Source organism: Paenibacillus sp. QJM3NY_38 (assembly GCF_056173265.1).
Window position 1 is genome coordinate 977,478 of sequence record NZ_CM149665.1, and the last position, 23,401, is coordinate 1,000,878.

The 23,401-nt window shown below is 52.0% G+C and carries 20 protein-coding genes; 15 read left to right on the plus strand and 5 right to left on the minus strand.

Annotation, left to right across the window (positions count from 1 at the left end; genetic code table 11):
* Positions 1-122: 122 nt before the first annotated feature.
* Entirely contained in the window at positions 123-1,115 is a 993-nt protein-coding gene (locus AC0VZ8_RS04355; protein ID WP_475486134.1) for an alpha/beta hydrolase, read from the minus strand.
* Positions 1,116-1,336: 221 nt separating this feature from the next.
* Between AC0VZ8_RS04355 and AC0VZ8_RS04360 the strand changes: the two genes are divergently transcribed.
* Positions 1,337-2,077, plus strand: a complete 741-nt coding sequence (locus tag AC0VZ8_RS04360) for an IclR family transcriptional regulator (RefSeq protein ID WP_071220874.1) — start codon at positions 1,337-1,339, stop codon at positions 2,075-2,077.
* Between the two features lie 200 nt (positions 2,078-2,277).
* On the opposite strand, the gene AC0VZ8_RS04365 is transcribed toward AC0VZ8_RS04360, so the two are convergent.
* The gene (locus tag AC0VZ8_RS04365) at positions 2,278-2,433 is read right to left on the minus strand and encodes a hypothetical protein (RefSeq protein ID WP_201259390.1); all 156 of its coding nucleotides are present in this window, start codon (positions 2,431-2,433) and stop codon (positions 2,278-2,280) included.
* Positions 2,434-2,616: 183 nt separating this feature from the next.
* The gene (acnA, locus tag AC0VZ8_RS04370; RefSeq protein ID WP_071220873.1) at positions 2,617-5,334 is read right to left on the minus strand and encodes an aconitate hydratase AcnA; all 2,718 of its coding nucleotides are present in this window, start codon (positions 5,332-5,334) and stop codon (positions 2,617-2,619) included.
* A 316-nt stretch (positions 5,335-5,650) separates the two neighbouring features.
* Between acnA and AC0VZ8_RS04375 the strand changes: the two genes are divergently transcribed.
* The 14 genes from AC0VZ8_RS04375 to AC0VZ8_RS04440 all read left to right on the plus strand — a co-directional run bounded on the left by AC0VZ8_RS04375 (position 5,651) and on the right by AC0VZ8_RS04440 (position 21,611).
* Entirely contained in the window at positions 5,651-6,673 is a 1,023-nt protein-coding gene (locus AC0VZ8_RS04375; RefSeq protein WP_475486135.1) for an amidase domain-containing protein, read from the plus strand.
* A gap of 45 nt (positions 6,674-6,718) precedes the next feature.
* Positions 6,719-7,813, plus strand: coding sequence for a D-alanine--D-alanine ligase (locus AC0VZ8_RS04380; protein WP_071220871.1), 1,095 nt, complete (start codon positions 6,719-6,721; stop codon positions 7,811-7,813).
* A gap of 98 nt (positions 7,814-7,911) precedes the next feature.
* Positions 7,912-8,229, plus strand: a complete 318-nt coding sequence (locus AC0VZ8_RS04385; RefSeq protein ID WP_006208215.1) for a hypothetical protein — start codon at positions 7,912-7,914, stop codon at positions 8,227-8,229.
* A complete protein-coding gene (uvsE, locus tag AC0VZ8_RS04390; protein WP_475486136.1) occupies positions 8,226-9,227 on the plus strand; it encodes a UV DNA damage repair endonuclease UvsE in 1,002 nt (333 codons plus the stop codon). Before AC0VZ8_RS04385 ends, uvsE begins: the two co-directional genes overlap by 4 nt.
* A gap of 264 nt (positions 9,228-9,491) precedes the next feature.
* The gene (locus AC0VZ8_RS04395; RefSeq protein ID WP_260069315.1) at positions 9,492-10,355 is read left to right on the plus strand and encodes an inositol monophosphatase family protein; all 864 of its coding nucleotides are present in this window, start codon (positions 9,492-9,494) and stop codon (positions 10,353-10,355) included.
* Positions 10,356-10,419: 64 nt separating this feature from the next.
* Positions 10,420-10,686 (plus strand): hypothetical protein, encoded by a 267-nt coding sequence (locus AC0VZ8_RS04400; protein ID WP_071220868.1) that lies wholly within the window; start codon positions 10,420-10,422, stop codon positions 10,684-10,686.
* A gap of 185 nt (positions 10,687-10,871) precedes the next feature.
* On the plus strand, positions 10,872-11,207 hold the full coding sequence (locus AC0VZ8_RS04405; RefSeq protein ID WP_475486137.1) for a hypothetical protein: 336 nt from the start codon (positions 10,872-10,874) through the stop codon (positions 11,205-11,207).
* 74 nt (positions 11,208-11,281) lie between these two features.
* The gene (locus AC0VZ8_RS04410; RefSeq protein ID WP_475486138.1) at positions 11,282-12,544 is read left to right on the plus strand and encodes an SGNH/GDSL hydrolase family protein; all 1,263 of its coding nucleotides are present in this window, start codon (positions 11,282-11,284) and stop codon (positions 12,542-12,544) included.
* 267 nt (positions 12,545-12,811) lie between these two features.
* Positions 12,812-14,677: an SLC13 family permease gene (locus AC0VZ8_RS04415; RefSeq protein WP_475486139.1), complete on the plus strand. Its 1,866-nt coding sequence runs from the start codon at positions 12,812-12,814 to the stop codon at positions 14,675-14,677.
* A gap of 303 nt (positions 14,678-14,980) precedes the next feature.
* On the plus strand, positions 14,981-16,813 hold the full coding sequence (locus AC0VZ8_RS04420) for a cache domain-containing sensor histidine kinase (protein WP_475486140.1): 1,833 nt from the start codon (positions 14,981-14,983) through the stop codon (positions 16,811-16,813).
* Positions 16,813-18,132, plus strand: coding sequence for a response regulator (locus tag AC0VZ8_RS04425; protein ID WP_475486141.1), 1,320 nt, complete (start codon positions 16,813-16,815; stop codon positions 18,130-18,132). The genes AC0VZ8_RS04420 and AC0VZ8_RS04425 overlap by 1 nt, the downstream gene beginning before the upstream one ends.
* Before the next feature lie 96 nt (positions 18,133-18,228).
* Positions 18,229-19,164 carry a carbohydrate ABC transporter permease gene (locus AC0VZ8_RS04430; RefSeq protein WP_071220863.1) on the plus strand — a complete coding sequence of 312 codons (936 nt, stop codon included), beginning with the start codon at positions 18,229-18,231 and terminating at the stop codon, positions 19,162-19,164.
* Position 19,165: 1 nt separating this feature from the next.
* Positions 19,166-20,032: a carbohydrate ABC transporter permease gene (locus tag AC0VZ8_RS04435; RefSeq protein ID WP_475486142.1), complete on the plus strand. Its 867-nt coding sequence runs from the start codon at positions 19,166-19,168 to the stop codon at positions 20,030-20,032.
* A gap of 130 nt (positions 20,033-20,162) precedes the next feature.
* A complete protein-coding gene (locus AC0VZ8_RS04440) occupies positions 20,163-21,611 on the plus strand; it encodes an ABC transporter substrate-binding protein (protein WP_475486143.1) in 1,449 nt (482 codons plus the stop codon).
* A gap of 246 nt (positions 21,612-21,857) precedes the next feature.
* Here the strand turns inward: AC0VZ8_RS04440 and AC0VZ8_RS04445 are convergent, their stop codons facing one another.
* Both AC0VZ8_RS04445 and AC0VZ8_RS04450 read right to left on the minus strand, forming a co-directional pair.
* Positions 21,858-22,844: a DUF4367 domain-containing protein gene (locus AC0VZ8_RS04445; protein WP_475486144.1), complete on the minus strand. Its 987-nt coding sequence runs from the start codon at positions 22,842-22,844 to the stop codon at positions 21,858-21,860.
* Positions 22,795-23,394, minus strand: coding sequence for an RNA polymerase sigma factor (locus AC0VZ8_RS04450; RefSeq protein WP_071220859.1), 600 nt, complete (start codon positions 23,392-23,394; stop codon positions 22,795-22,797). The genes AC0VZ8_RS04445 and AC0VZ8_RS04450 overlap by 50 nt, the downstream gene beginning before the upstream one ends.
* Positions 23,395-23,401: the final 7 nt, after the last annotated feature.

The window sequence follows — 23,401 nt, forward strand, 5'->3', positions numbered from 1 at the left end:
CCAGTATCAGGTTCACTAAACACACTATATTCACGTGACGGCCTGTATTATGAGGGGGAAATAAAAATACCCCCGCCGCATCCAAGCAGCAGGGGGAAGTGGGTCGTATGATCAATAAAGCATCAGGATCCATCCGGTGTTTCGAGTTTTCCTAGAAAGGTGGATACTCTGCGCAGATATTCTTTAGGGTGTTCACGGAAGATAAGCTCATGATGCGCATCCTCTACAATCCAGGAATCCGAATCCGTATGGGTTTGGTTGGAAGCAATCTTCTCGGCGATCGGGTAAGGTGCCTTGTCGTCTTTCGTTCCGTGGATGAACAAGGTCGGGAACGGATAATCGTGCTTCTTCACCTCATTGTATGGGATCTGATCCAGGCTGGTACCATTGAGCACCGGGAAGAGCAGCTCCAGAATCTCCAGGGACGGATGACGAGGAAGATTGATCTGGTTGTGAATGTTGTGGTAAAGCGTGTCCGGCTCCAATAAAAAGGAGCTGTCCAGAATCATGGCATCTACATCCTTGGTCTCAAGCCCTGCCTGCAGCGCCGTACCGGCACCCATGGAGAAGCCCCAGACGACAATTTGCTTCGCGCCGCGCTGCTTCACATGCTCAATGGCCCCGAGAAGCTGGCGTTTCTCTTCCTTACCCCCGGTTGCCACTTCCTTGCTGGTCTGTGAGGCAAAACCGTAATCAAACATCAGCACATTAAAATTCATGTTGTGCGCGTAATGGGCGATATCGTACATCGGTACCCAGGTTTCCTCCCGGTTAGCGCCGTATCCATGGCTGAGCACGATGGTTTTGGAGGAGTTCTCGGCCGGGATATACCATCCATTTATATTTCGTTTGCCGTCAATGGAGTGGAACGTGATATTCTCGTAATTCATATCTTTAGCAAGCTTGGGATTGGAGTACAGCGGAGCAACCGTCGGATTCGACAAAACCCATGCAATATAGGCATGAAGCGCAATAAAACAGAAAACAAGGAAAAAAACGACAGATAATAACAACGCTAATATAATATGCTTTAAACGAACCAAGCCCGTCGACAGCTCGGCTGGCGTGTCATTTAATTGGGAGAGTGGGGCATTACTACCAGTTGTTGTGCTCATAAGTGGCCCCTCCTTACCATATAGTCTGGATATGTTTCGTTAACATGAAAGAGTTGAAATTATAATAATCGTATGCCCGGATGCCTATAAAGTCAATGCAAATCCATAGATTGTAAGACAACTGTAAAGTCCCTGTCTCCATGGTTTACTTTTGAGAAGAATTCTCATATAATTCTTGTAACCAGGTTTCATAGAATGAAACAGGAGAGGAGCTGGTCGGGATGGAAGACCGTAAATTGACGGTGCGTGCTGTAGAGCGGGCGCTTGATATATTGATGTGTTTTACGAAAGACAGTGAACTTGCCCTCACAGAGATTTCTACCCTTATCGGATTACATAAAAGTACCGTTCATCGGCTGCTAACAACGCTGGAAGACAAAGGATTCGTTGTGCGTAACAAAGAGACGGAGAAATATCGGCTCGGCTTGAAGATATGGGAGCTGTCCATGCATCTGTCTCAAAGCGACGACCCGGCGATACGCCTTCTGCCCGCAATGGAGGCCTTACGGGATCGGCTTGGGGAAACGGTGAGCTTGTATTTAAGAGACGGTTCGGATCGTCTTCGGATTCAAGCGGTTCAGAGCAACCAGGGCATTCGGCGGGTCGCCCAGGTCGGAGTGCGACTTCCGTTGTCGGTTGGCGCTTCCAGCAAGGTACTGGTGGCCTTTGCGCCACCGGCCGATCAGGAGGAGCTGCTGAATGCGCCGGATTGGCCGGAATCTGTCGACCGGATCGTTTACCGGCAGCAGCTGGCCGAAATACTGGAGAAGGGATACGCGATCAGCATCGAAGAGCGCGAGCCTGGAGCCGCTGCGGTATCGGTACCCATCTTTGACCGGAATGGTCAAGTGGCGGCAGCACTGTCGATGTCAGGGCCAGTCACCCGCCTGTCAGCGGAAACGCTTCGCGAACATGCGCCAATCCTGATGGAGGCGGCACGGGAAATGGGAATGATGATTTAATTCATTCTATTGCGAGAGTGCGGACAGCATCACTATAAGTTATTGAATGACCGGGCGGCCCCATGTGATACAGCTGCCCGGTCATTTTTATGCGGGGACGAGTGTTCGATAACGAGCAAAAAGACCGGACCCATGATCTTGGTGATCGTAGGGACGGTCCTTTTGCCGTGACGGCATCGCTATGTACAGGCAAGGGCAGCTTAAGTCAGCTTCACGTTCTTTTCCTTCATTTTCTGATTAAGGATCTCTTGAAAGGTGAGGGCTTTATCCGTCGTTTCCTCTTTCTTAGGCGCTGCCACCGGCTGCGGCCGGTGGTATTGATATTGGAACGAAGCCATCGTATGTATTTTGATCATAGATACTTTCCTCCTGGGTATGGATTTCCGGAAATGTTTTTTACCAATTAACCTTATTGGCATCGTCCGAAACGGAAAATCCAATATTCAGGAAAAAAGTACCGAAAAATAACAAAATCCCCATCATCCATAAGCGGATGATGGGGATTTGTTCCTAAGGCTAAAGCGCCTATAGGGTGTGTCTTATTGGTTCGATGCGATCATTTGACGCAGTACCGTTTGGAGGATACCTCCATTGTGGTAGTAGTCCACGTCCACCATGCTGTCGAGGCGGGCGATAGCTTGGAACTCGAATTGGGTTCCGTCTTCACGCGTAACGACAACAGTCAATTCCTGGCCTGGCTTCACATCGTTGCTGAGGCCCAGGATATCGAATGTCTCGCGGCCGTTCAGACCAAGGCTCTTCCAGCCATGACCTTCCTGGAACTGGAGCGGAAGAACGCCCATGCCCACAAGGTTGGAGCGGTGAATACGCTCGAAGCTTTCAGCCAGCACGGCTTTGACGCCGAGGAGATACGTACCTTTTGCCGCCCAGTCACGGGAGCTTCCTGTACCGTATTCTTTACCGGCGATAACGACGAGGTTCTGTCCGCCTGCTTGATAATTCATCGAAGCATCATAGATGGACATCACTTCTTCCGTTGGCAGGTAAGTCGTAACGCCGCCTTCCGTACCCGGAGCTACCTGGTTACGGATCCGGATGTTAGCGAAGGTACCGCGCATCATGACTTCGTGGTTACCACGGCGGGAGCCGTAGGAGTTGAAGTCTTTGCGTTCAACGTTGCGGTCGCTCAGATATTTGCCGGCTGGGCTGTTCACTGCAATGTTACCCGCTGGGGAGATATGGTCCGTTGTAACGGAATCGCCCAAGAGAGCAAGCACGCGCGCTTCCTTGATGTCCTGGATGTCGTTCAGGCCGTTGCCCAGACCTTCAAAGAATGGCGGGTTCTGGATGTAAGTGGATTGATCGTCCCACTCGTACAGCTCGCCTTCAGGAACAGGAATCTTGTTCCAACGCTCATTGGCGGTAAACACATTCTCGTATTTCTCACGGAAAGCGTCAGGGCTAACGGCTTGACCGATCGCTTCGCGGATTTCCGCACTCGTTGGCCAGATGTCTTTCAGATAGACAGGCTCATTGTTCGGATCGTAGCCGATCGGTTCGTTCTGCAGGTCGATGTTCACTGTGCCTGCCAGAGCGTAAGCAACAACCAATGGCGGCGAAGCCAGGTAGTTGGCTTTGACTTGAGCATGCACGCGGCCTTCAAAGTTACGGTTACCCGACAATACGGCGGCTACCGTCATGTCGTTGTCGGCAATCGCTTCGCTCACTTCATCCGGCAATGGACCGGAGTTACCGATACAAGTTGCGCAGCCATAGCCTGCAACATAGAAGCCGAGAGCTTCAAGGTAGTGCAAGAGACCGGACTTCTCGAGGTAGTCGGTTACGACAAGGGAACCTGGGGTCAAGCTGCTCTTCACATAGCCAGGCTTCGTCAGGCCGCGTTCAACGGCTTTCTTCGCCAGGAGACCTGCACCGAGCATAACGCTTGGGTTGGACGTGTTCGTACAGCTGGTGATGGCTGCGATAACAACCGCACCCGTTCCCATTTCACTGGTAGAGCCGTCTTTATGATTGACTTTAACGGTTTCCGCAATTTTCTCATCGCTGAGGCCGTATCCGCCTTTGTCGATTGGCGTACGGATGATATCGTTAAAGTTTTGTTTCATGTTGGTAAGCTCGATACGGTCTTGCGGACGTTTCGGTCCAGCCAAGCTCGGTACAACCGAAGCGAGATCCAATTCGATCACATCGGAGAACTCAGGGTCCGGCGTATCTGCCGTACGGAACATGTTTTGCGCTTTATAGTAGCTCTCCACGAGCTCAACCTGCTCATCGGTACGGCCCGTATTACGGAGATAAGCCAGGGTTTCGCTATCAACCGGGAAGAAGCCGATGGTAGCGCCGTATTCCGGAGCCATGTTGGCTACCGTTGCGCGGTCAGCCAGACTGATGTTCGCGAGACCAGGGCCGTAAAATTCTACGAATTTACCTACAACGCCTTTCTTGCGGAGAAGCTCGGTTACCGTGAGGGCAAGGTCAGTCGCTGTTGCGCCTTCGGCCAGGCTGCCTGTCAGCTTGAAGCCGATAACTTCAGGCGTTACAAAATACAGCGGTTGGCCGAGCATGCCGGCTTCCGCCTCGATACCGCCTACGCCCCAGCCCACAACGCCAAGACCGTTGATCATGGTTGTATGGGAGTCCGTACCTACGAGGGAATCAGGGAAGACCAGCGTTTCGCCGTCAACCGTCTTCGTAGCCGCTACGGAAGCAAGGTATTCCAGGTTAACCTGGTGAACGATCCCCGTTCCAGGAGGAACTGCGCGGAAGTTGTTGAATGCCGTTTGAGCCCAGCGGAGGAAGCGGTAACGCTCTTCGTTACGCTCAAATTCAAGCTTCATATTCGTTTCCAGAGCTTGATCGGTACCAAAAGCGTCAACCATGACGGAGTGGTCGATAACGAGGTCAACCGGAACGAGAGGGTTGATCTGTTTAGGGTCGCCGCCGGATTTTTTAACGGTGTCGCGCATAGCTGCAAGGTCTACGACAACCGGAACACCGGTGAAGTCCTGCAATACGATACGGGCAGGAATGAACGGAATTTCCTTGTTGTTGTCGCGTCCTTCATTCCACTTGGACAAGAGTTTTACATGATCTTCGGTAATTGCACGTCCGTCGAACTGACGCACGGCTGCTTCCAGCAGCACCCGAATGGAGAAAGGAAGCTTGGATACACTTCCGTATCCTTGCTCTTCGAGAGCCTGCAGGCTGAAATAACGGTAACTTTTACCGCCCACCTCCAGGTTGCGGGAGATGGAGAATTGATCCTTTGCTGGCATTGATGAACCTCCTTAAGTCATTTCATAAATCGAATAAAGACAGTTTGAGATAAATCCTCTTTCGTTTCACTAGGTGAAACCTAATTTCATAAATTAACTACTTTAAGTATACCGTTTTCAACTCGCTGCGTAAAGCATTTTTTATAGAAGAAACGTATTTCAAAAAGGTGAAAACAAGCCTGTTTTTTACCCGAATACAGTCGCTGTGATCCCGGTGTTTCTGTATTCTCTTGACCGAAGTACATAGCCCGAACATTTTCTTCATATAGTTGTGATAGGGAACAGCGTGAAAGGCAAGGTTAGAGGAGGAGAGTAGATGAACAGTCTGAAGCAAGCAGAGAAGCCTTGGAAGCAAGCTCTATATATTTACGTAAATCAATATAACCAAAATCGCGTGGACTATTCTTCAGGCCTGAAAGAACAGATTGTAGCGGATCTGAATTTCCTGGTAGAGAGAGGAGAAAGGCAGTTTCGGCTGCAGTCGTGGTATGCGCAGCGGGAGGTTACGCCGCTTAAGAGCGAGACTCGTGCCCGCCTCCTGCGCATTCTGAGGGAGACGGAGGATGATGTGGTCGCGGACGTGCGGCTTCACAGCGTATTTTATTATGAAAAAAGAGGGATGACGCACCGGGAGGATACGGTTTTTAAAGAGCGGCTGACGCTGATCCGGGACGGGGATGCCTGGTTGATCGTAGGCATCGAACGTCTGCAGGATGAACGCCATCCCCTGCAAAGAGCCGATGTTCCGGCAGCAGGCGCGGATGGGGCTGGAAGAGAGCCGTCCATTCCCTTTATGAACGGCCGCGTATACGCCGCTGGCAGCAGCCCGCGGTCCGGCCGTTACGAGCGTGAAGCCGCAGCTGCATATGCCGACCGTTGGTGGGATTCCGGGAATCCGGAGTTTGAGGAATTTGACGTGGATTGCACGAATTATATCTCCCAGTGCCTCTTTGCAGGCAAAGCCCCAATCCACTATACTGGTAAAAGAGAAACGGGATGGTGGTACAAGGGGTACGTAAACCAACGGGAATGGTGGAGCTACAGCTGGGCGGTATCGAACAGCTTTGCGCATTATTTGAACGCCAGTACCTCGGGGCTGCGGGCCGAGCGGGTGGAGCGTCCCGAGCAGCTGATGCTGGGGGATGTCATCGTATACGACTGGGATGGTGACGGCGCGTTTCAGCACAGCACCATCGTGACGGCGTTTGACGCGGGCGGTAAGCCGCTCGTTAATGCACATACGGTGTCCAGCCGTCATCGCTATTGGGACTACCGGGATTCCTACGCTTGGAATGATAACACCGAATACCGGTTTTACCATATCCCCGATTATTTTTAAGATGACAGCATGTCGTGCTGCAATACGGACAAGAGAGAGGTTAACATGGGACAGGATAAATTGACGGTAGGTTTAGTATACGGGGGGAAATCCGGCGAGCATGAGGTGTCGTTATCCACGGCATTCGCGGTCATGAACGCTTTTGATTTTGATAAATATGAGATTGTTCCGTTTTATATTTCCAAGCAGGGTAGCTGGAGAATCGGCAGCAAGCTGTCGGCTCCTTTTGCCCAGCTGGAAGAATTGAAGCTGGCTGAAGGGGAAGGCACGCAAACCGCGCTGAACGCCGTGTTCAGCAGATTGTATGGCCAAGAGAGTCAGGCGGTGGATATTATGTTCCCGCTGCTTCACGGGACGTTCGGTGAGGACGGAACGATTCAGGGACTGTTCGAAATGGCGGACATTCCTTATGTGGGAACCGGTGTGCTTGCGTCGGCGGCGGGGATGGATAAAGTCGTCATGAAGAAGCTCTTCGCACAAGCAGGGCTGCCGCAATGTGAGTACTGTTATTTCAATCGTACCCAGTGGGAGCGGAGCCAGCATGAAGTGCTGAAGGATATCGAGGACAAACTCGGTTACCCGAGCTTCGTCAAGCCGGCTAACCTGGGTTCAAGCGTCGGGATATCCAAGGCTAAGAACCGGGAGCAGCTTAAGGCGGCGATTGAATCCGCGCTCCGGTTCGATGACAAGATCATCGTAGAAGAGTTCGTGGATGCGCGCGAAGTGGAGGTCAGCGTGCTCGGCAATGATGAGCCGATGGCATCCGTTCCGGGTGAAATTGTCTCTTCCAGTGAATACTACGACTATGCGGCCAAATATACGGATGGACAATCACAGATGCAAATTCCGGCCGAAATCGAGCCGGATACGGCTGATCGTCTGCGCGACCTCGCCATTACCGCGTTCAAAGCGATTGAAGGCGGCGGCATTACTCGGGCCGACTTCTTTGTCCGCCGCTCGGACGGCGCGATTCTGATCAATGAAGTGAACACGATGCCGGGCTTTACACCGTTCAGCATGTACCCGCTCTTGTGGCGGGAAACGGGCGTGTCCTACCGCGAGCTGCTTGACCGGATGATCGAGCTGGGCCTTGAGCGGTACAACCGCAAGCAATCCCTGATTTATGAGAACCAGGCGTAAGCCGTCACAATAGGATATGAAACACCAGGGGGAGTCCGCGCTATTTAATACGGCTCCCCTTGAGTCTAATATTATGGGATGAAAGGAAGATACGTATTATGGGATTTCAAACCGAGTTCAATTCCGTTTGTAAGTTTAAGAGTGAGCAGGAGCTCTATGAGCTGCTGGAATACGGCCGCGGTAAAATGCTGAAGGACGGGCTTCGGGTATTTCCGACAGGACAGAAGGTTATTGCTTATACGCCGGATAACCAGGCGGTGGCCATCGTCCTGATCACTGCATGCGTATCGGAGATTAACTTCCAGGGCCGCGAGGTTACTTCGGTCGAACTGCAGCTGATCCGCAAATTGACGGATGAGGAAGCACGCGTACAAACAGCGCTGGCTCACGAAATGTTCTTTGGAGATCATGCATGATTGTCCGTTTCGGTTATGTAGCCATGTCCACGGTTGTGCAGAATGCTTCTCCTTCCAAGACGATGACCATGAAGAGTTTTATGAAGCTGAATGACCGTGAGGCCGGCTTACACAAACTGGAGCGGATCGCGAATGAGAATCTACATAATACCCTTCGGCTTCTAAAGCATAATGCGGCTCACGATATCAAGGTGTACCGCTTCTCGTCCAAGCTGATTCCGCTGGCCACGCATCATGATATGCAGGATTGGAATCCGTTCCCGGCTTTGCGGGAAGGCTTTCAGGCCATTGGGGAATTCGTGAAAAAGCACGGGATGCGGGTCTCCTTTCATCCGGATCATTTCACGGTGCTGAGCACGCCGCGTCCCGAAGTGCTGGCCAATTCGATCCGTGATCTGGAGTCGCACGTCCATATGCTGCGGGCGATGGAGCTGCCTGCTTCGATGAAGAACAACATCCACATCGGGGGAGCTTATGGGGACAAGCCCTCGGCAGCGGCGCGATTCGTTGAACATTTTCATGAGCTTGCGCCGCACATCAAGGAACGATTGACCCTTGAAAATGACGATAAAACCTTTACCGCCCAGGAAACGTTGGCCGTATGCAAGCAGACCGGGCTGCCGATGGTACTGGACATTCATCACCAGTGGGTCAATAACGATGGCGAGGCTCCCTGGGAGCTGTGGCCGGATATCCTTCGCACCTGGGAGACGCCGCTTGCGCAGGCCGATTCGGACCGGGCGCAGCCGCTCCCGCCCAAGATTCACGTATCCAGTCCCAAGAGCCCTGCCGATATCCGCAGCCATGCGGATGGGGTGGATGTCGTGCCATTGCTGGCGTTTTTACGGAATATTGCGGGGGCTACGTCGAAGGTGGACGTCATGATTGAAGCGAAGATGAAGGACGGCGCCTTGTTTGATCTGATGAAGGATTTGGGAGATTATACGGAAGAGGGCGTAACCATTCTCGACGGTGCTTCCATCGAAGTAAACCCATAACCGGGTAAGATGAGATTGTTAACACTTGCAAGTTGATGGATTTTGGGTTACGTTGGAAGTATCCAAACAGAGATTCCCCTTAACACATGACATCGGATAAAAAAGTTCGTTCTCGCCAAGCATTCAGGTGCACAGCATAGGACGGACTTTTATTGAAATAGGCGGAATTTTCCCTTGATTGCCCTTTCGATTACCGCCATGACTGAATAGGATGTAGGGATTGTCAAAAATCACTAGATTTATATAGAAAGTAGAGTGAGTGCTTTGAACGAGAATGAAAAGATTCCTTATGTTGTCAGCAGTAAGAGCTACACCGCCGTTGCGATTAATTGCGCCGCCAAAGCGGGAGAGTGGATTAAGAGCAAACTCGGTACCGTCAAGCAGTTGAGCACCAAGTCTTCGGCACAGGATATCGTAACCGAGGTGGACAAAGGCGCGGAGCAGATGATCCGCAAGCTGATTTTGACGCACTTTCCGGATCATGCGATCCTCGGAGAAGAAGGGGTTGCCCCGGGTAGTGATGCCTACAATAAGGCACTCGGGGACGCCAAGGACGAAGAGTATCTCTGGATTATTGACCCTGTGGACGGAACGACGAACTATGTTCATGGATTTCCGTTTTACTCCGTGTCGATTGCACTGGCTCATCATGGAGAAGTCATTGTCGGCGTTATTTACGACCCTTCCCGGGACGAGTTGTTTGTTGCGGAAAAAGGAAAAGGAGCCTACGTTCACGGCAACCCTACCTATGTTTCCAAGGAAGATCAATTGTCGGACAGCTTGCTGGCCACGGGCTTCCCGCTGGACAGCACGGTCAACCTGCCGCTGAATATGGCGGAGCTGCAGGCGCTGTTGCCGATGGTCCGCAATGTAAGAGCAGGCGGATCCGCTGCCCTTCATCTTGCTTATGTGGCTGCCGGCCGCCTCAGCGGATACTGGGAGCACGGCTTGAGCGCTTGGGATGTTGCTGCAGGCGCACTATTGGTTCAGGAATCCGGCGGTAAAGTAACCGATACGGAAGGAAAGCCATATGATCTGTCGGTGCGTCATTTGGCGGCAACCAACGGGCTGATTCATCAGCGTTTTCTGGATACACTAAAAGACGCTGGCGAAGCTTTGGTTCGCTAAACGGCCAGGGACGACAGAGAAATGCAGGTCACTTACAACCGCTTGATAAAGGAGTGTGCTTACGATGAATGAGAAGTCGGATCAGGATTTGGAGCGCCAGCTCAGCGAGATGTTAACGGACGGTGAAATGCAGAAGAAGGATCGGGAGAAGGAGGAGCGCAGGCTTCTCTCTCCGAAATACGAGATCCGGATTCAGACGCAGCTCGATCCTATTGTGGAAGAGACGCAGAAGTACCGCAGCATGGCGAAGGAAGTGGATGATCGCTATGACAAGTATATGGATAAGGCAGTTAAGAAGGATAAGCCTGAGGATTCAGGTGAAGAAGCTTGATAGCGCTTTAAGGAATGGGATGTTTACGAAGCGGGACATCTCTGTTCGTTAAAGGCCCGAACCAGGAATGGACAGCATAGAGCGTGCTGTCCAATTTTTTATGATGGCTGGCCAGATAACACAGTTCTAGGCTGGCTCAAGTTGGTGTGACTATGGTTGACCTTGACCACATAGGGGGGAATTCGGTGCGAGTTCGGATTCAAATAAGTCATGTTCTGGGAGGCGCATCCGGGGCAGCCTCCATGATGCTATGGTGCATCCTTATCTTCTTCAACCCTTACTCCGATGAGACCAGCTGGAAACCAGCCTTAACTATGTTCATTATGCTGTTTCTTCCAGCCAGCTTGGCGATGCTCGGGGTGATTTATTCCTACCGATTGCTGCTGCTGGTTGCTTTTGGATGGTCGATATTGCCAAGCCTGTATCTGGCAGCCACGCCTGGGATATTTGCTTGGTTTGGAGCTATATCCCTCGGTTATTTATTCGCTTATCTTCTCATGAAACCTTATCGTCCTGGTTGAGTTCAGTACCATTCATAGGTTGCTGGTGGTAAAATAAGGCTGTACTAAGATATTGACGTTGAGGGAGTGAAGGCATGTTCAAACAATGGAAGAAGGGGCTGGCGGCAGTAACCGGCACCTTGACGCTCGCGGTGGCACTGGTTGGACCGAGCGTTTCGCCGGCTTATGCCGATGAGGTTACAGCCAAGGATACATATCATATTGTAGCGCTGGGGGACTCGTTGACTGTCGGGTATGAGCCGGGAATGGATCTGAACAGCAAGCCTTACGGTTTTGTTGACCGGCTGTATGAGCAAGGTTTGTTCCACGGCCGGACCGAGGTAACGAATCTGGGGATCGGCGGACTGAAAACCGATGGGCTGAACCATTACGTCAAGGCCGTCTTGGATGAACGCGCAATTACGGCGGAAGAGCTGCAGCCTGGGCTAAGCGGCATCGATCCACGCACGAAGCAGATTGGCGCTGACGCAGCGAAAGCCAAGCCGATTATCGCGGGTGCGGATCTGATAACCATTACGATCGGCGGCAATGACATGATGAGTCTGGTCAGTACAGTGGAAACATTAAGCGATGAACAGTTGAAAACAAAGATGCAGGAACTGTTCAAGATCTATACCGATAATGTCTCATCCGTCATTACCAACTTGCGCGCCATCAATCCGGATGCCGCAATTGTGGTGGCGGACCAGTATAATCCAGTGCCCAAAGTCGCTGACGAGATCGCATATGCTAAACTGCTTGCAGCATCCGGAGAGTTTACGAAGCTGGTGGAAGGCGTAGCTGACAGTTTTGCCACTCAGGGCGTGAATATTAAGGTAGCCCATGTGGCGAAGAAGTTCGTGGGCTCCGAGCTGACGATGACCCATATCCTGAAAGACGATATTCATCCGAACCAATATGGATATGAGACGATGGCCGGTGTGTTCGCAGAGACGATCTGGGGCAGCTACAAGAATTCCGCTGTTCAAGAACAGGGGCAGCCGATGCGCATCATCGTGAAGGGGCAGGAACTGAACACGCCGTATAAGCCGATTCTTCGCGATAATCTGAATTACGTAGCGATACAGGATATCGTAGATGCAGTGGGGGCGACGACCACATGGGAAAATAAAACGTCCAGTGCAACGATTACGTTTGGAGATCAGACGGTGGTAGTGAAGATCGGTGCCAAAACCGTTCAAGTTAACGGAACGGCTATACCGATCGATACGCCGGCTTTCCTGCAAAAAGTAGGAAAAGAAGATAAAACCTACGTCCCGCTCGCGGTGATTGCATCCGGTCTTGGTTTTGATGTTCAATACAGCACCAAATTGCGTACCGCATTCATTAATTTGTAATCCCATAAGCAAGCTGCATCGGCTGGAAGGAGTCGATGCAGCTTTTTTTGTCATTAGCGGTTTTGTGATGTTTTTAACATAAGTAACTCCAGGCAGATGGTACAATACGACATCATTTCCTTTCATGGATGGTTTGACATCAGATCAGATTTTGAACCCCTTTCCTGACATATGGAAAGTGCAGATGCGTGAAAGCGGTAGGGAAAGGGTTGCCGAATGTCGAATCTTGGAAGAAACATAGATAGGGCATGATAGGGGGAACAAGGAATGAATGGACCGATGATCGTTACGTTGTCTGTTTTGGCCGTGGCATCCGCATTGTTCATGTCGGGAAAAGTGCGGTCGGATTTGGTCGCGATCGGCGTGTTGATGGTACTTATGTTAACGGACATTTTAAGTCCGGCTGAAGCCCTTTCGGGCTTTTCCAATTCGGTTGTCATCATGATGATCGGTTTGTTTGTTGTGGGCGGGGGGATTTTTCAGACCGGGCTGGCCAAGATGGCAAGCGGAAAGCTGCTGAAGCTTGGAGGGGGAAGCGAGACCCGGCTCTTGATTATGATCATGCTGGTAACGTCGCTTATTGGCGGATTCGTCAGCAATACCGGCACGGTAGCGGTCATGCTGCCCATTGTTGTCAGTCTGGCGTTCAGCGCCGAGATTAATCCGGGGCGGCTGCTGATGCCTCTTGCTTTTGCTAGCAGCTTGGGGGGCATGCTCACGTTAATCGGCACACCGCCGAACCTCGTGATTCAGGAGACGCTGATCAACGCAGGATATAAGCGGCTGTCGTTTTTTGCATTTCTGCCGATCGGTTTTGTCTGTTTGGCAACGGGGATCCTCGCGATATTGTTCCTTCGCCGTTTTCTTCCCAGCAATGAAGAAGGGGGTGCAGGTAAACAGGGCGGGCGCTCGCTTCGAGAGCTGGCCAAACAGTATCGGCTGACCCAGAACCTGTATCGGATTCAGGTTAGTGCCGATTCCTCCATTCGATCCAAAACATTGCGGGAGCTGGACATTCCGGCGAAGTTCGAAGTGAACGTCATTGAAATCCGCCGTAAAATGTCGGCCAAGAATCAATTCTTCAAAACGATTAACCAGGAAATCGCCGGTCCCGAGACCATGATTGAGGAAGACGATATTCTGTATGTAAACGGCCCGTTCGAGCGGGCATCGGAGTTTGCGGAGACGTATGGGCTTGTCATGCTGGACCAGCGTGTACCCGAGCATCGAAAACGTACGGAGGAGTCGCAGTACGCCACGAGTGACGTCGGCATTGCCGAGGTGATGCTGACGCCGTCCTCGCGCCTGATTGGCCGGCTCGTCAAGCACTCGGGTTTCCGCGAGAAATATCGGGTGAACATTTTGGGGATTCAGCGAAAAGAACAGTATCTTCTGCATCATCTGAAGGAAGAGAAAATGCGCTTTGGCGACGCGCTGCTCGTTCAGGGAACATGGAAGGATATAGCCCTTCTGGCGGCCGAGCAAACGGATGTCGTGGTGGTGGGGCAGCCCGTGGAGGAGTCGCGCAAAGTGACGATGGACCACAAAGCGCCGATTGCGGCCGGGATTATGCTCTTGATGGTGATCCTGCTGGTGACCGAATGGATTCCGGCGGTGGCCTCCGTGATGATTGCCGCGGTGTTGATGGTGGTGTTCGGATGCGTGCGTAACATGGAGGAGGCCTACAAGACGGTCAACTGGGAGAGCATCGTGCTCATTGGCGGCATGATTCCGATGTCCATTGCCATCGAGAAAACGGGAGCCGCCACGCTGATCTCGGATATGCTGGTCCATTCGCTGGGCAGCTATGGATCGCTTGCCCTGCTGGCAGGGGTGTATTTCACCACTTCGCTACTGACCCTGTTTATCAGCAATACGGCTTGCGCCGTATTATTCGCGCCAATTGCGCTATCGGCTGCGATCCAGATGGGAGCCAGTCCGTATCCGTTTCTGTTCGCCGTCTCCATCGGAGCGAGTATGTGCTTTGCGTCACCGTTCTCCACGCCGCCGAACGCACTCGTTATGTCGGCAGGCCGTTATAAATTCAGCCATTATGTGAAGGTCGGATTGCCGCTTCAACTGGTGATCGGCCTGGTCATGATGGCGGTACTGCCGCTGTTCTTTCCGTTCTAAAGTAGAATCGGCACATAACACCCACATGTTCAATCCGATGAGGATCGCGCATGCGGGTGTTATTCCATTTTGGGGGTAGCATATCGTGAAGACTTGTCAGATCAGTACTTCCTCACTCCTCGATCGATCGACTCCCGCCAGACACGCCCGCCGCTTTTGCAGGAAATCGCCTGTCGTAAGGCTAATACATCCATTTAGGACTTTCTGCCTGATCGTAAAAATACGCATCATTTCCGTAGAAATGACTACGCTGATGCCGCTGGATTGTTGCTATGCTTGAGAAAGCCGGAGGTGCAAGGACCGATGAAGAACCGCTTGAAAAATCCGCTGGGCCGCATGAATATCAAGCAGCAGATGATTCTGCTGTTCCTGGTGCTGGTCATTCCGTTGTTTGCGCTGAACGCCTACGGGAATTCCATGGCCGGTCAAATCCTGAAGCGCCATGTGACCAATGCTTATATCGAACTGAACAAGCAAAACTTTAAGCTGATTAACCGTGATATTGAAACCGTTAACAAAGTGACCTCCACGGTCATCCAAAATTCGCAGATCCAGCAGCTGGATCCCTTTGCCGAAGACACCGTTCTCGCGCGCGTCAAAAACTACGAGCGCCTGGAAAAGATGCTGCTGTCCTTCTCCCAAGAGACGGATGAACGCGAACCGGTTTATTACTCGCTCTATGTGTATGACCCGGACAACAGCTATTTCTTTGCTCCCTATTACCCTGACCGCCGAAAAGCGGGGGTATATTTTTTCTCCGACGAGAAGGAGAAGCCGGAATGGTTCGATGAAGCCGTGGCGATGAAAGGGAACGGGTATCTCAAGCGAATGGCGAATCTGTCGCCGCCGGTACAAGGGCGCCAGGATCAAGAGACCTTAAGTTATGTAAGGGCCGTGAACAATATTTATAAGGGCGGAACCATCGGCGTTCTGGTGGTCACGAATTTAGACGCGCGAATCGGCGAATCGTTATCGACGGTTTCGATTCCGGATGGGGAGCTGTATTTTACGGATGGGAACGACCATATCCTGACTTCGTCGGTACAAGGCCTGGCAGGAAGGCTGGAATTGCCCCCTGAAGCGGATCCGGGTCAATCCACGATCGGCGTCATGGACGTGATCACGTCGGATTTTATCTATGTCATTGATTATAACTACGTGCTCAATCAGAAGCTGGTCTACAAGGTGCCCGTCAAAACGCTGCTCGCCCAGCAAAGCGAGATGAAGCGTGTTATCCAGGTCATCTCCATCGCTTACTTTGCCGTGGGTCTCATTATCGTTTTTTATTTCTGGCAGTCGCTGATGACGCCGCTCCAGAAGCTGGCGCATTTTGTAAGAAGGTATGAACCGGGGAACGTCGTGCCGGAAACCCCCTACAGGCGCAGAAAAGATGAAGTCAGTGTCCTCATCTCCACGATCTATGACATGGCCCGCCGATTGAATGATCTGATCCATTACAAATACCGTATGGATCTGAAGCAGAAGGAAGCGCAGCTGCAGCTGCTGTATCAGCAGATTAACCCCCATTTGCTGTATAACACCTTGGAAAGCATCTATTGGAAGAGCACAATGGAGGGCAATACCGAGTCCGCCGAGATGATCAAGGATTTGTCCAAATTGATGAAGATCAGTCTCAGCCGGGGGCGGGATCTCATCACGCTTGGGGAAGAGCTTGAGCATGCGGGGGCTTATATCAATCTGCAGCTGAACCGTTACGATTATCAGTTTACCGTTCACTGGGAAGTGCCCGAGTCCTTGCTGGTGAACCAAGTGCCGAAGATTACGCTGCAGCCGCTGCTGGAGAACGCGATCATTCATGGCATTAAAAATATGGGCGAGGACGGAATCATCCGGATTTCAGGCCATCTGGAAGAGGGACAATGCCGGATCGTCATTGAAGATAACGGTTTCCGCCCCGTAAACTACGAGTCCATCCACAGGCTGCTCCATGATGAAGCGCCGGACCCTTCGCTGGGCTACGGCATCCGCAATATCCAGGAGCGGCTCCAGCTGCATTTTGGAAGCGGCTGCGGTCTGCAATATAAACCAAGAGAAGAAGGGGGAACCCGCGTGACGATCACGATTCCCCGAATAGAAGAAACAACCATTACCGCAACCGGACAGGAGGTTTCCTGATGTATAACATTTTGGTGGTAGATGACGAGCCTTTGATCTGCAAGGGCCTGGCAGGGCTGTTAACGTCCTCGGGCCTGGCCATCGATGGGATTGCTACGGCCTACAGCGGGCAGGAAGCGCTGGATTACATACGGATGGGAGATATCGACCTGCTGGTCACCGATATCCAGATGGGCGAGATGAACGGCATTGAGCTGATGCAGCAGGCCAAGATCGTGAAGCCTTGGGTTCAGACGATCATTATTTCAGCCCATGAAACATTTCAATATGCGCAGCGGGCGCTCCAGCTCGGAGCCAAGGATTATTTGATCAAACCGCTGAACAGCGAGCAGTTTCTGGATTCGGTTCGCAGCGTCCTGCTCAAGATGGATCGACCGGCTCCTCAGATAGAGCCATTTCTCATGGCCGATAACGAGCATTTTCGGATGGAGGAGACTCCGTCCGAACGAATAGAGCGGCTGAATCAACGGCTCTACACGGAGCGGGATCAGCCGCAACTGGCCGGCCTAGACGATTCGGAGCTGGGCTTGATCGGTCCATATTTTGCGGTAATCAAGATGAAGCTGGGATTAAGGGAAGACAGCAGCGCTTCTTTTTCCAGGAAAGATATAAGCCTGATTCAATATGCCGCGCTGAATATCGCCAAGGAGCTGCTGGAGCAGGAGCCGCACGCCTTCGTATTCTTTTCGCCGGAGCGGGACATCAACATCATCCTCCAATGGAGCGAGCAGGAGATGGAGGAGAATGCGAGCGGCAAGATCCACCATCTGGAGATGATCGGCCGGAGCCTGCACCATCATGTGGAGCTGTACCTGAAACGAAGCTGTACCGTTGGGATCAGCCAAATATTGAGGGGGCCTGAATTTTTGAGTGTGCTCAGCCGTCAGGCGGACAAAGCGATGCTGTGGAGCGAGCAGCTGCAGGACTTCCACGTGTTTTATTACGGGGATTTCAATTGGCACAACTATGCCCAGGAAACGTCGCACGAGGTGCTCTCGAGCCAGGGCAATCGGATCGTGGAGAATACGAGGGAATATATCGAGGAGCACTACCGCCAGAAGGGATTGACGATTCACGAGATAGCCAAGAACAATCACGTGAGCCCGAACTATTTGAGTTATCTGTTCAAAAAATATACCGGCAGCAGCCTGTGGGAGTATGTCGTGAAGCTGCGGATGGAGGAGAGCAGGTCCCTGATCCTGAGCACGGATCTCCGCCGCTACGAAATCGCGGAGCGAGTCGGCTATGAATCCCCGGAGCATTTCAGCAAAATCTTCAAAAAATACTACGGCGTCAGTCCCAGCGAGCTAAAGAAGTAAGAACGGCTATACTTCACATAGTTTTAGACATGTTCGAAGACTCCCTGCCTTTTTAAAATTAAAGCTGGACATTTAATTAAGGAATGAGGGAGTCAGATGGAAGAAACGGCCATGCCGCAAGGCCAGGCTCGAATAGAGCCCGGTCATCGCACCCGGCAGGAGCACAAGCGCAAGCCGCTGTGGAAGAAGTACATATGGGGGTATATGTTCCTCGTTCCGGCGATTGCGATCTTTATCGTCTTTTTGTGGGTGCCGATCTTGAAAGGGATCTTTTACAGCTTTTTTCATATCGATTTCGTCAAAGGCAACACCTTCGTCGGGTTCGATAATTATGCCAAGGTTCTCAGCAATCCCGATCTGCTGCTTTCCGTTCGAAATACACTATATTTCATGCTGTTAACGCTGGTCATCGGCTTCTGGGTGCCTATCGCGGCCTCTATCGCCATCTCGGAGCTGAAGCTGTTCCAGGGCTTTGCCCGGATTGCGGCGTATCTACCGTTTGTCGTACCTGGCGTCGTGCTTTACGGCATGTGGAGGTGGATGTATGACCCGGTAGGACCGATCAACGCCCTGTTCGGCTTCTTTGGGGCAGAACCGGTATCCTTTATTTCGGATAGCCGTTTCTCCATGGTGTCGCTGGTCGTGATGGAGACATGGCAGCAATTCGGCTCGGCGATGCTGATCTATCTGGCCGGCGTGCTCAGCATACCGAAGGATTGGTATGAAGCCGCCGAGATCGACGGTGCGGGCGTATGGGCCCGGATTAAATACATTACGCTCCCCTCGATGCGCAATTTGATTATGCTCATGCTGATTCTGCAGCTAATCGGCACTTCGCAGGCGTATCAGTCGCAGCTGGCGATGCTGGATGGCGGACCGAACAAGGCCACGCTCACCTATGCGCTTCTAACCGTAAAATACGCGTTTAACCAGCTGGATTACGGGGCAGGAACCGCCATGGGCATCTTGATGTTTCTGGTGCTGAGTTTGCTGGGCATTCTGCAATTCAAGATGAACAGGGAGGAGTACTAGGATGAAAGAGAGAGGCATACTGTCCGCTTCGGATTTGAGAAAACCGTGGAACAAGGCGATATACGGATTTATGGTGCTGTGCATCGCGGTGATGGTCTTTACGATGCTGTACCCGATCGGCATGACGATGTTTAACGGGCTGAAGAGCAATCAGGAGATCAACACGTTTCCGCCGCGCTTTTTCCCGTCGGAATGGCATTGGAATAACTTCCCGAAGGGGTGGGAATACATCGATCTGCCGATGTTTCTGAAGAATACGCTGCTTATTTTTGGCGGCAATCTGCTGGTTACAATTCTGGTACTGGGCTTGGCGGCATTCAGCATTTCCCGTATCCGGGTTCCCTATCACCGCGTCATCTATTTCTTCATTCTCATGACCTTGTTTATTCCGGCGTCGAGTTACATGATTCCGAACTTCGTCAATTTGAAGGAGCTGGGGCTGCTGAATTCCTACTGGGCCTTCTGGCTGCCGGCCGGAGCGAATGCGTACTTCTTCCTGCTGATCAAAAACTTCTTCGATGGCATTCATCCGGAGATCTTCGAGGCGGCACGCATCGATGGCGCTTCGGAGTTGAGCAGCTTCCTGCGAATTGCCGTGCCGCTGTCCGTCCCGATCTTTGCAACGCTGGCGATTTTTATCTTCTCCACGGCATGGAATGACTGGTTCTGGCCGTCGCTGGTCATGCAGACGCAGGACAAGTACACGCTGGCCACGGCCATCTACAAGTATGTCATCAACGCAAGGAGCCTGGACAGCAGCATAAAATTTGCGATCCTGTTCATGGTCATGGTGCCGCCGATCTTCGTATTTCTGGTATTCCAGAAGTTCATTATGCGCAGCGTCAGTCTCTCGGCTGTTAAAGGGTAGGGCAGCGTGTACACCATCGTAGCCCTGCACATGATCGTCATATGAATGCACATCGTCCTTTAAGGGTTTCGATTCTATGATGGAGATAAGAAAGGACATTATCAATTCAATAAGGAAAAGGGGAGTATCCATGCGCAAGTTCTCAGCACTACTGATCTGCCTTATGCTGTTCAGCTCCTTGCTCGCCGCGTGCGGCGGTGGCAAAGCAGCGCCGGAGGCCGGCAATAAAGACGGAGGGACCGCCAATTCGGGCGGGACGACCACGACGCAAACAGAGGAACCGAAACAGGATATCGCGGATCAAAAGATAACGATCAAGATCCACTATCCGCTGCCGGATGACACAACGCTGCGTCAGCAGGAGGATGATAAAATTGCCCGTTTCCAGGCGAAATATCCGAACGTGACCATCGTGAAGGACGACTGGCAGTACAGCGTCAACGAAATTGGGGTGAAGATGGCTTCGAACGAAGCTCCGACTTTTTATAACACTTGGGCCACGGAGGCACAGCTGCTCGTGGAGCGGGGCTGGGTGGCGGACATCACGGAGTTCTGGAACGAGTGGGAGTACAAGGACGACATGAATCCCGTGCTGCAGGATCAATTCATCGTGGACGGCAAAGTGTATGGCGTTACGCAGAACGGGTATATCACGTCAACGATCGTGAACAAGAAGCTGCTGGATGCGAAGGGCGTACCGGTTCCGCCGATGGATTGGACTTGGGACGACATGTACAACACGGCGAAAGGGGCCGCAGATCCGAAGGCCGGCATATCCGGCATCGCGCCGATGGGCAAAGGTAACGAAGCGGGATGGAACTGGACCAACTTCCTGTTCGAAGCCGGCGGGGATATCGAAGTGAACGAGGGCGGCAAAGTGAAGGCCGTGTTTAACTCGGAAGCCGGCGTGAAGGCGCTGGACTTCTACAAGAAGCTGAGATGGGAAGCGAACGCCATTCCGCAGGACTGGGCTCTCGGTTGGGGCGATGCCGTCAGCTCGTTCCAGCAGGGACGTACGGCGATGGTCATTGCGGGCGCATTTGACGTGATCCAGCCGGCATTGAATGAGGGCGGCATGAAGCCTGAGGATGTGCTGGCATATCCGATGCCTGCCATGGAGAAAGGCGGAGCGCATCACGGCATTTTGGGCGGAAATTACTTGGTCATCAACCCGAATGCCACGAAGGAAGAGCAGGAAATGGCTTTCCGTTACATCACGTTTGATTATTTTACGGATGATGCGCTGAAATCGGTGGAAGATACGATTAATGCCCGCAAAGCCGAAGGCAAATACTTTGTACCGACGCCGCTGGAATATTTCAGCGATGATTCCGAGTATGCCGCGAAGGTGAAAGCCATCTACGATAAGTACGATAACGTCTACAAATATGATCCGCAGCTCTTCAGCCTGTTGGAAGGCAAACCGGAAGCGCAATTCGGTACGCAGGATTATTATGCGGCGATGTCCAACGTTGTACAGGAATCGTTCTCGAAGGAAGGCACGGATTCCAAGAAACAGCTGGACGAAACAGCCAAGCTGGTTCAGGAGAATTTCTTCGATAAGATCGAACAGAAGTAAGGGAGCGGCTGCCCCGGATGGGATTGGGGAGAATTCTGCAGCACAGTAAAGAGAGATGCCGGAGCGGCGTCTCTCTTTGCTTTCTCATATCCTTGGAACTAGTTGCTCAAGCCGGGCGAAAGGTCAGCCCTTCTTAAACACGGCCGCCTGATTCGTGTCCGGATCCCGAGACTGCCACAGGCGACTTTTTATATTGTTATAATGATTGCTATTATGACAGCCCTAAGCCAAGTGACATCACGCTGCTTACTTGGAATCCGTCTTCGGAATTATTGTCTTGGCAATGCGGATCAGCTCTTCGGCAGCGATGTCACCCGTGGTAGAGTTGAGCGAAAGCATGTAGTGATGTCCGGTGGTTGGTTCTTCATAGACCCAGTCCAGCTGCGCCAGCTGCGCCGAGTTTCCGCCGCTCCACGTTTTTTGCAGCACGTCCTGCCCGTTGATCTCGATTTTCCGGCTGGTCATGCCCGTGCTCTCGTCCCAGTAGGAGGTCACGCTTCCGTGGTCCCCGTTATTCAGAATGGTAAGGGAGACTTTTTTATTGCCGCTGGCATAATATACCGTCGAAAGCCAGAATTGATCGGTGAACTTCACCGGCATCAGGGCGTAGTCCTTCCCGGAGGCTTTGGCTTTTTCAAGCAGCTTTTTGGCGATGTCGGCTTTTTCCTGTTCGGTCAGCGGGGTCACATCAGTCTCGCGTTCCATGTGCACACTGGCGTTTTTGAACGTATATGTGCCCGAACCGGACAGTTCCTTGGCCAGCGGCAAACCGGGCACGTTCACCATGCTTTGCAGCTTGGCGAAATCCTTGACGGCATGCGGAGTGGATTTGATGTCGATGACATGCTTTGGATTATCCGGTACGACGGAAATGATGGCGGCTTCGCCCGGCTTGATCTGTTCGTCCCAGATGGTGTTCATGAGATGTATGCGGTTCAGTTCCTTTTTTGAATAGTTTTTTGGTGAAGGCGCCTGAGCGTCCGATTTCTCCTCATAAAGAACTTCCCCTTTGCTGTTGGTTAAGGAATGGTACTGTACGGCCGCAAATCCGGTCGATGCGGTAAGCAGCATGCCGGCCATTAAGAGAATGCTAACTTTGTATTTCACAAAAAATCGCTCCCTTTTAAGTTGTTTTTCCCGAATTTGGTTCATGACGCGTTCCTGGAGGGCTGTCCCGATCGGCTCAACCCTCTGAAAGAGTGGTTTCAGGTCCTGGTCGTTGTCCATGCTCATTCGTTTCTTCCCCCTCGGCCATGGCATAATGTTTGCGGAACTTGGCTGCGGCTCGCTGAAATTTTTTCCTAAGATAGGTCGTGCTTTGTTGCAAAATAAGGCTGATCTCATGATAGCTCTTGTCCTCGACGCAGCGCAGGATGAGCAGGCTTCGTTCCTCGGCGGTCAGCCTGGCCAGCGCCCGGAGCACGGACGGATTGTAGTATTTGTGCTCGATGACCTGATCGACATGCCGGTTATCCTGATCCTTCTGATACAGAAAGGGGAGGAATCGGGATAGCTTTCGCTTGCGGAGGTAGTCGATGCACTGGTTGGAGGCGATGCGGTACAGCCAGGCTTCGAAAGGCTTGTCCGGTTCGAATTTAGATAGATTGCGATAAGCTTTCAAAAAAGCTTCCTGGGTGCAATCTTCGGCTTCGGCATAGTCGCCAAGCATGTGATAGCAATAGTTGAAGATGGCTTTGTGGCAGCGGTTCATGATCAGCTCATATTTGTCGATCTCTCCCTTCAAAACATCAGCAACGATCTGATGGAATGCTGGTTCATCCAAGTGGTTT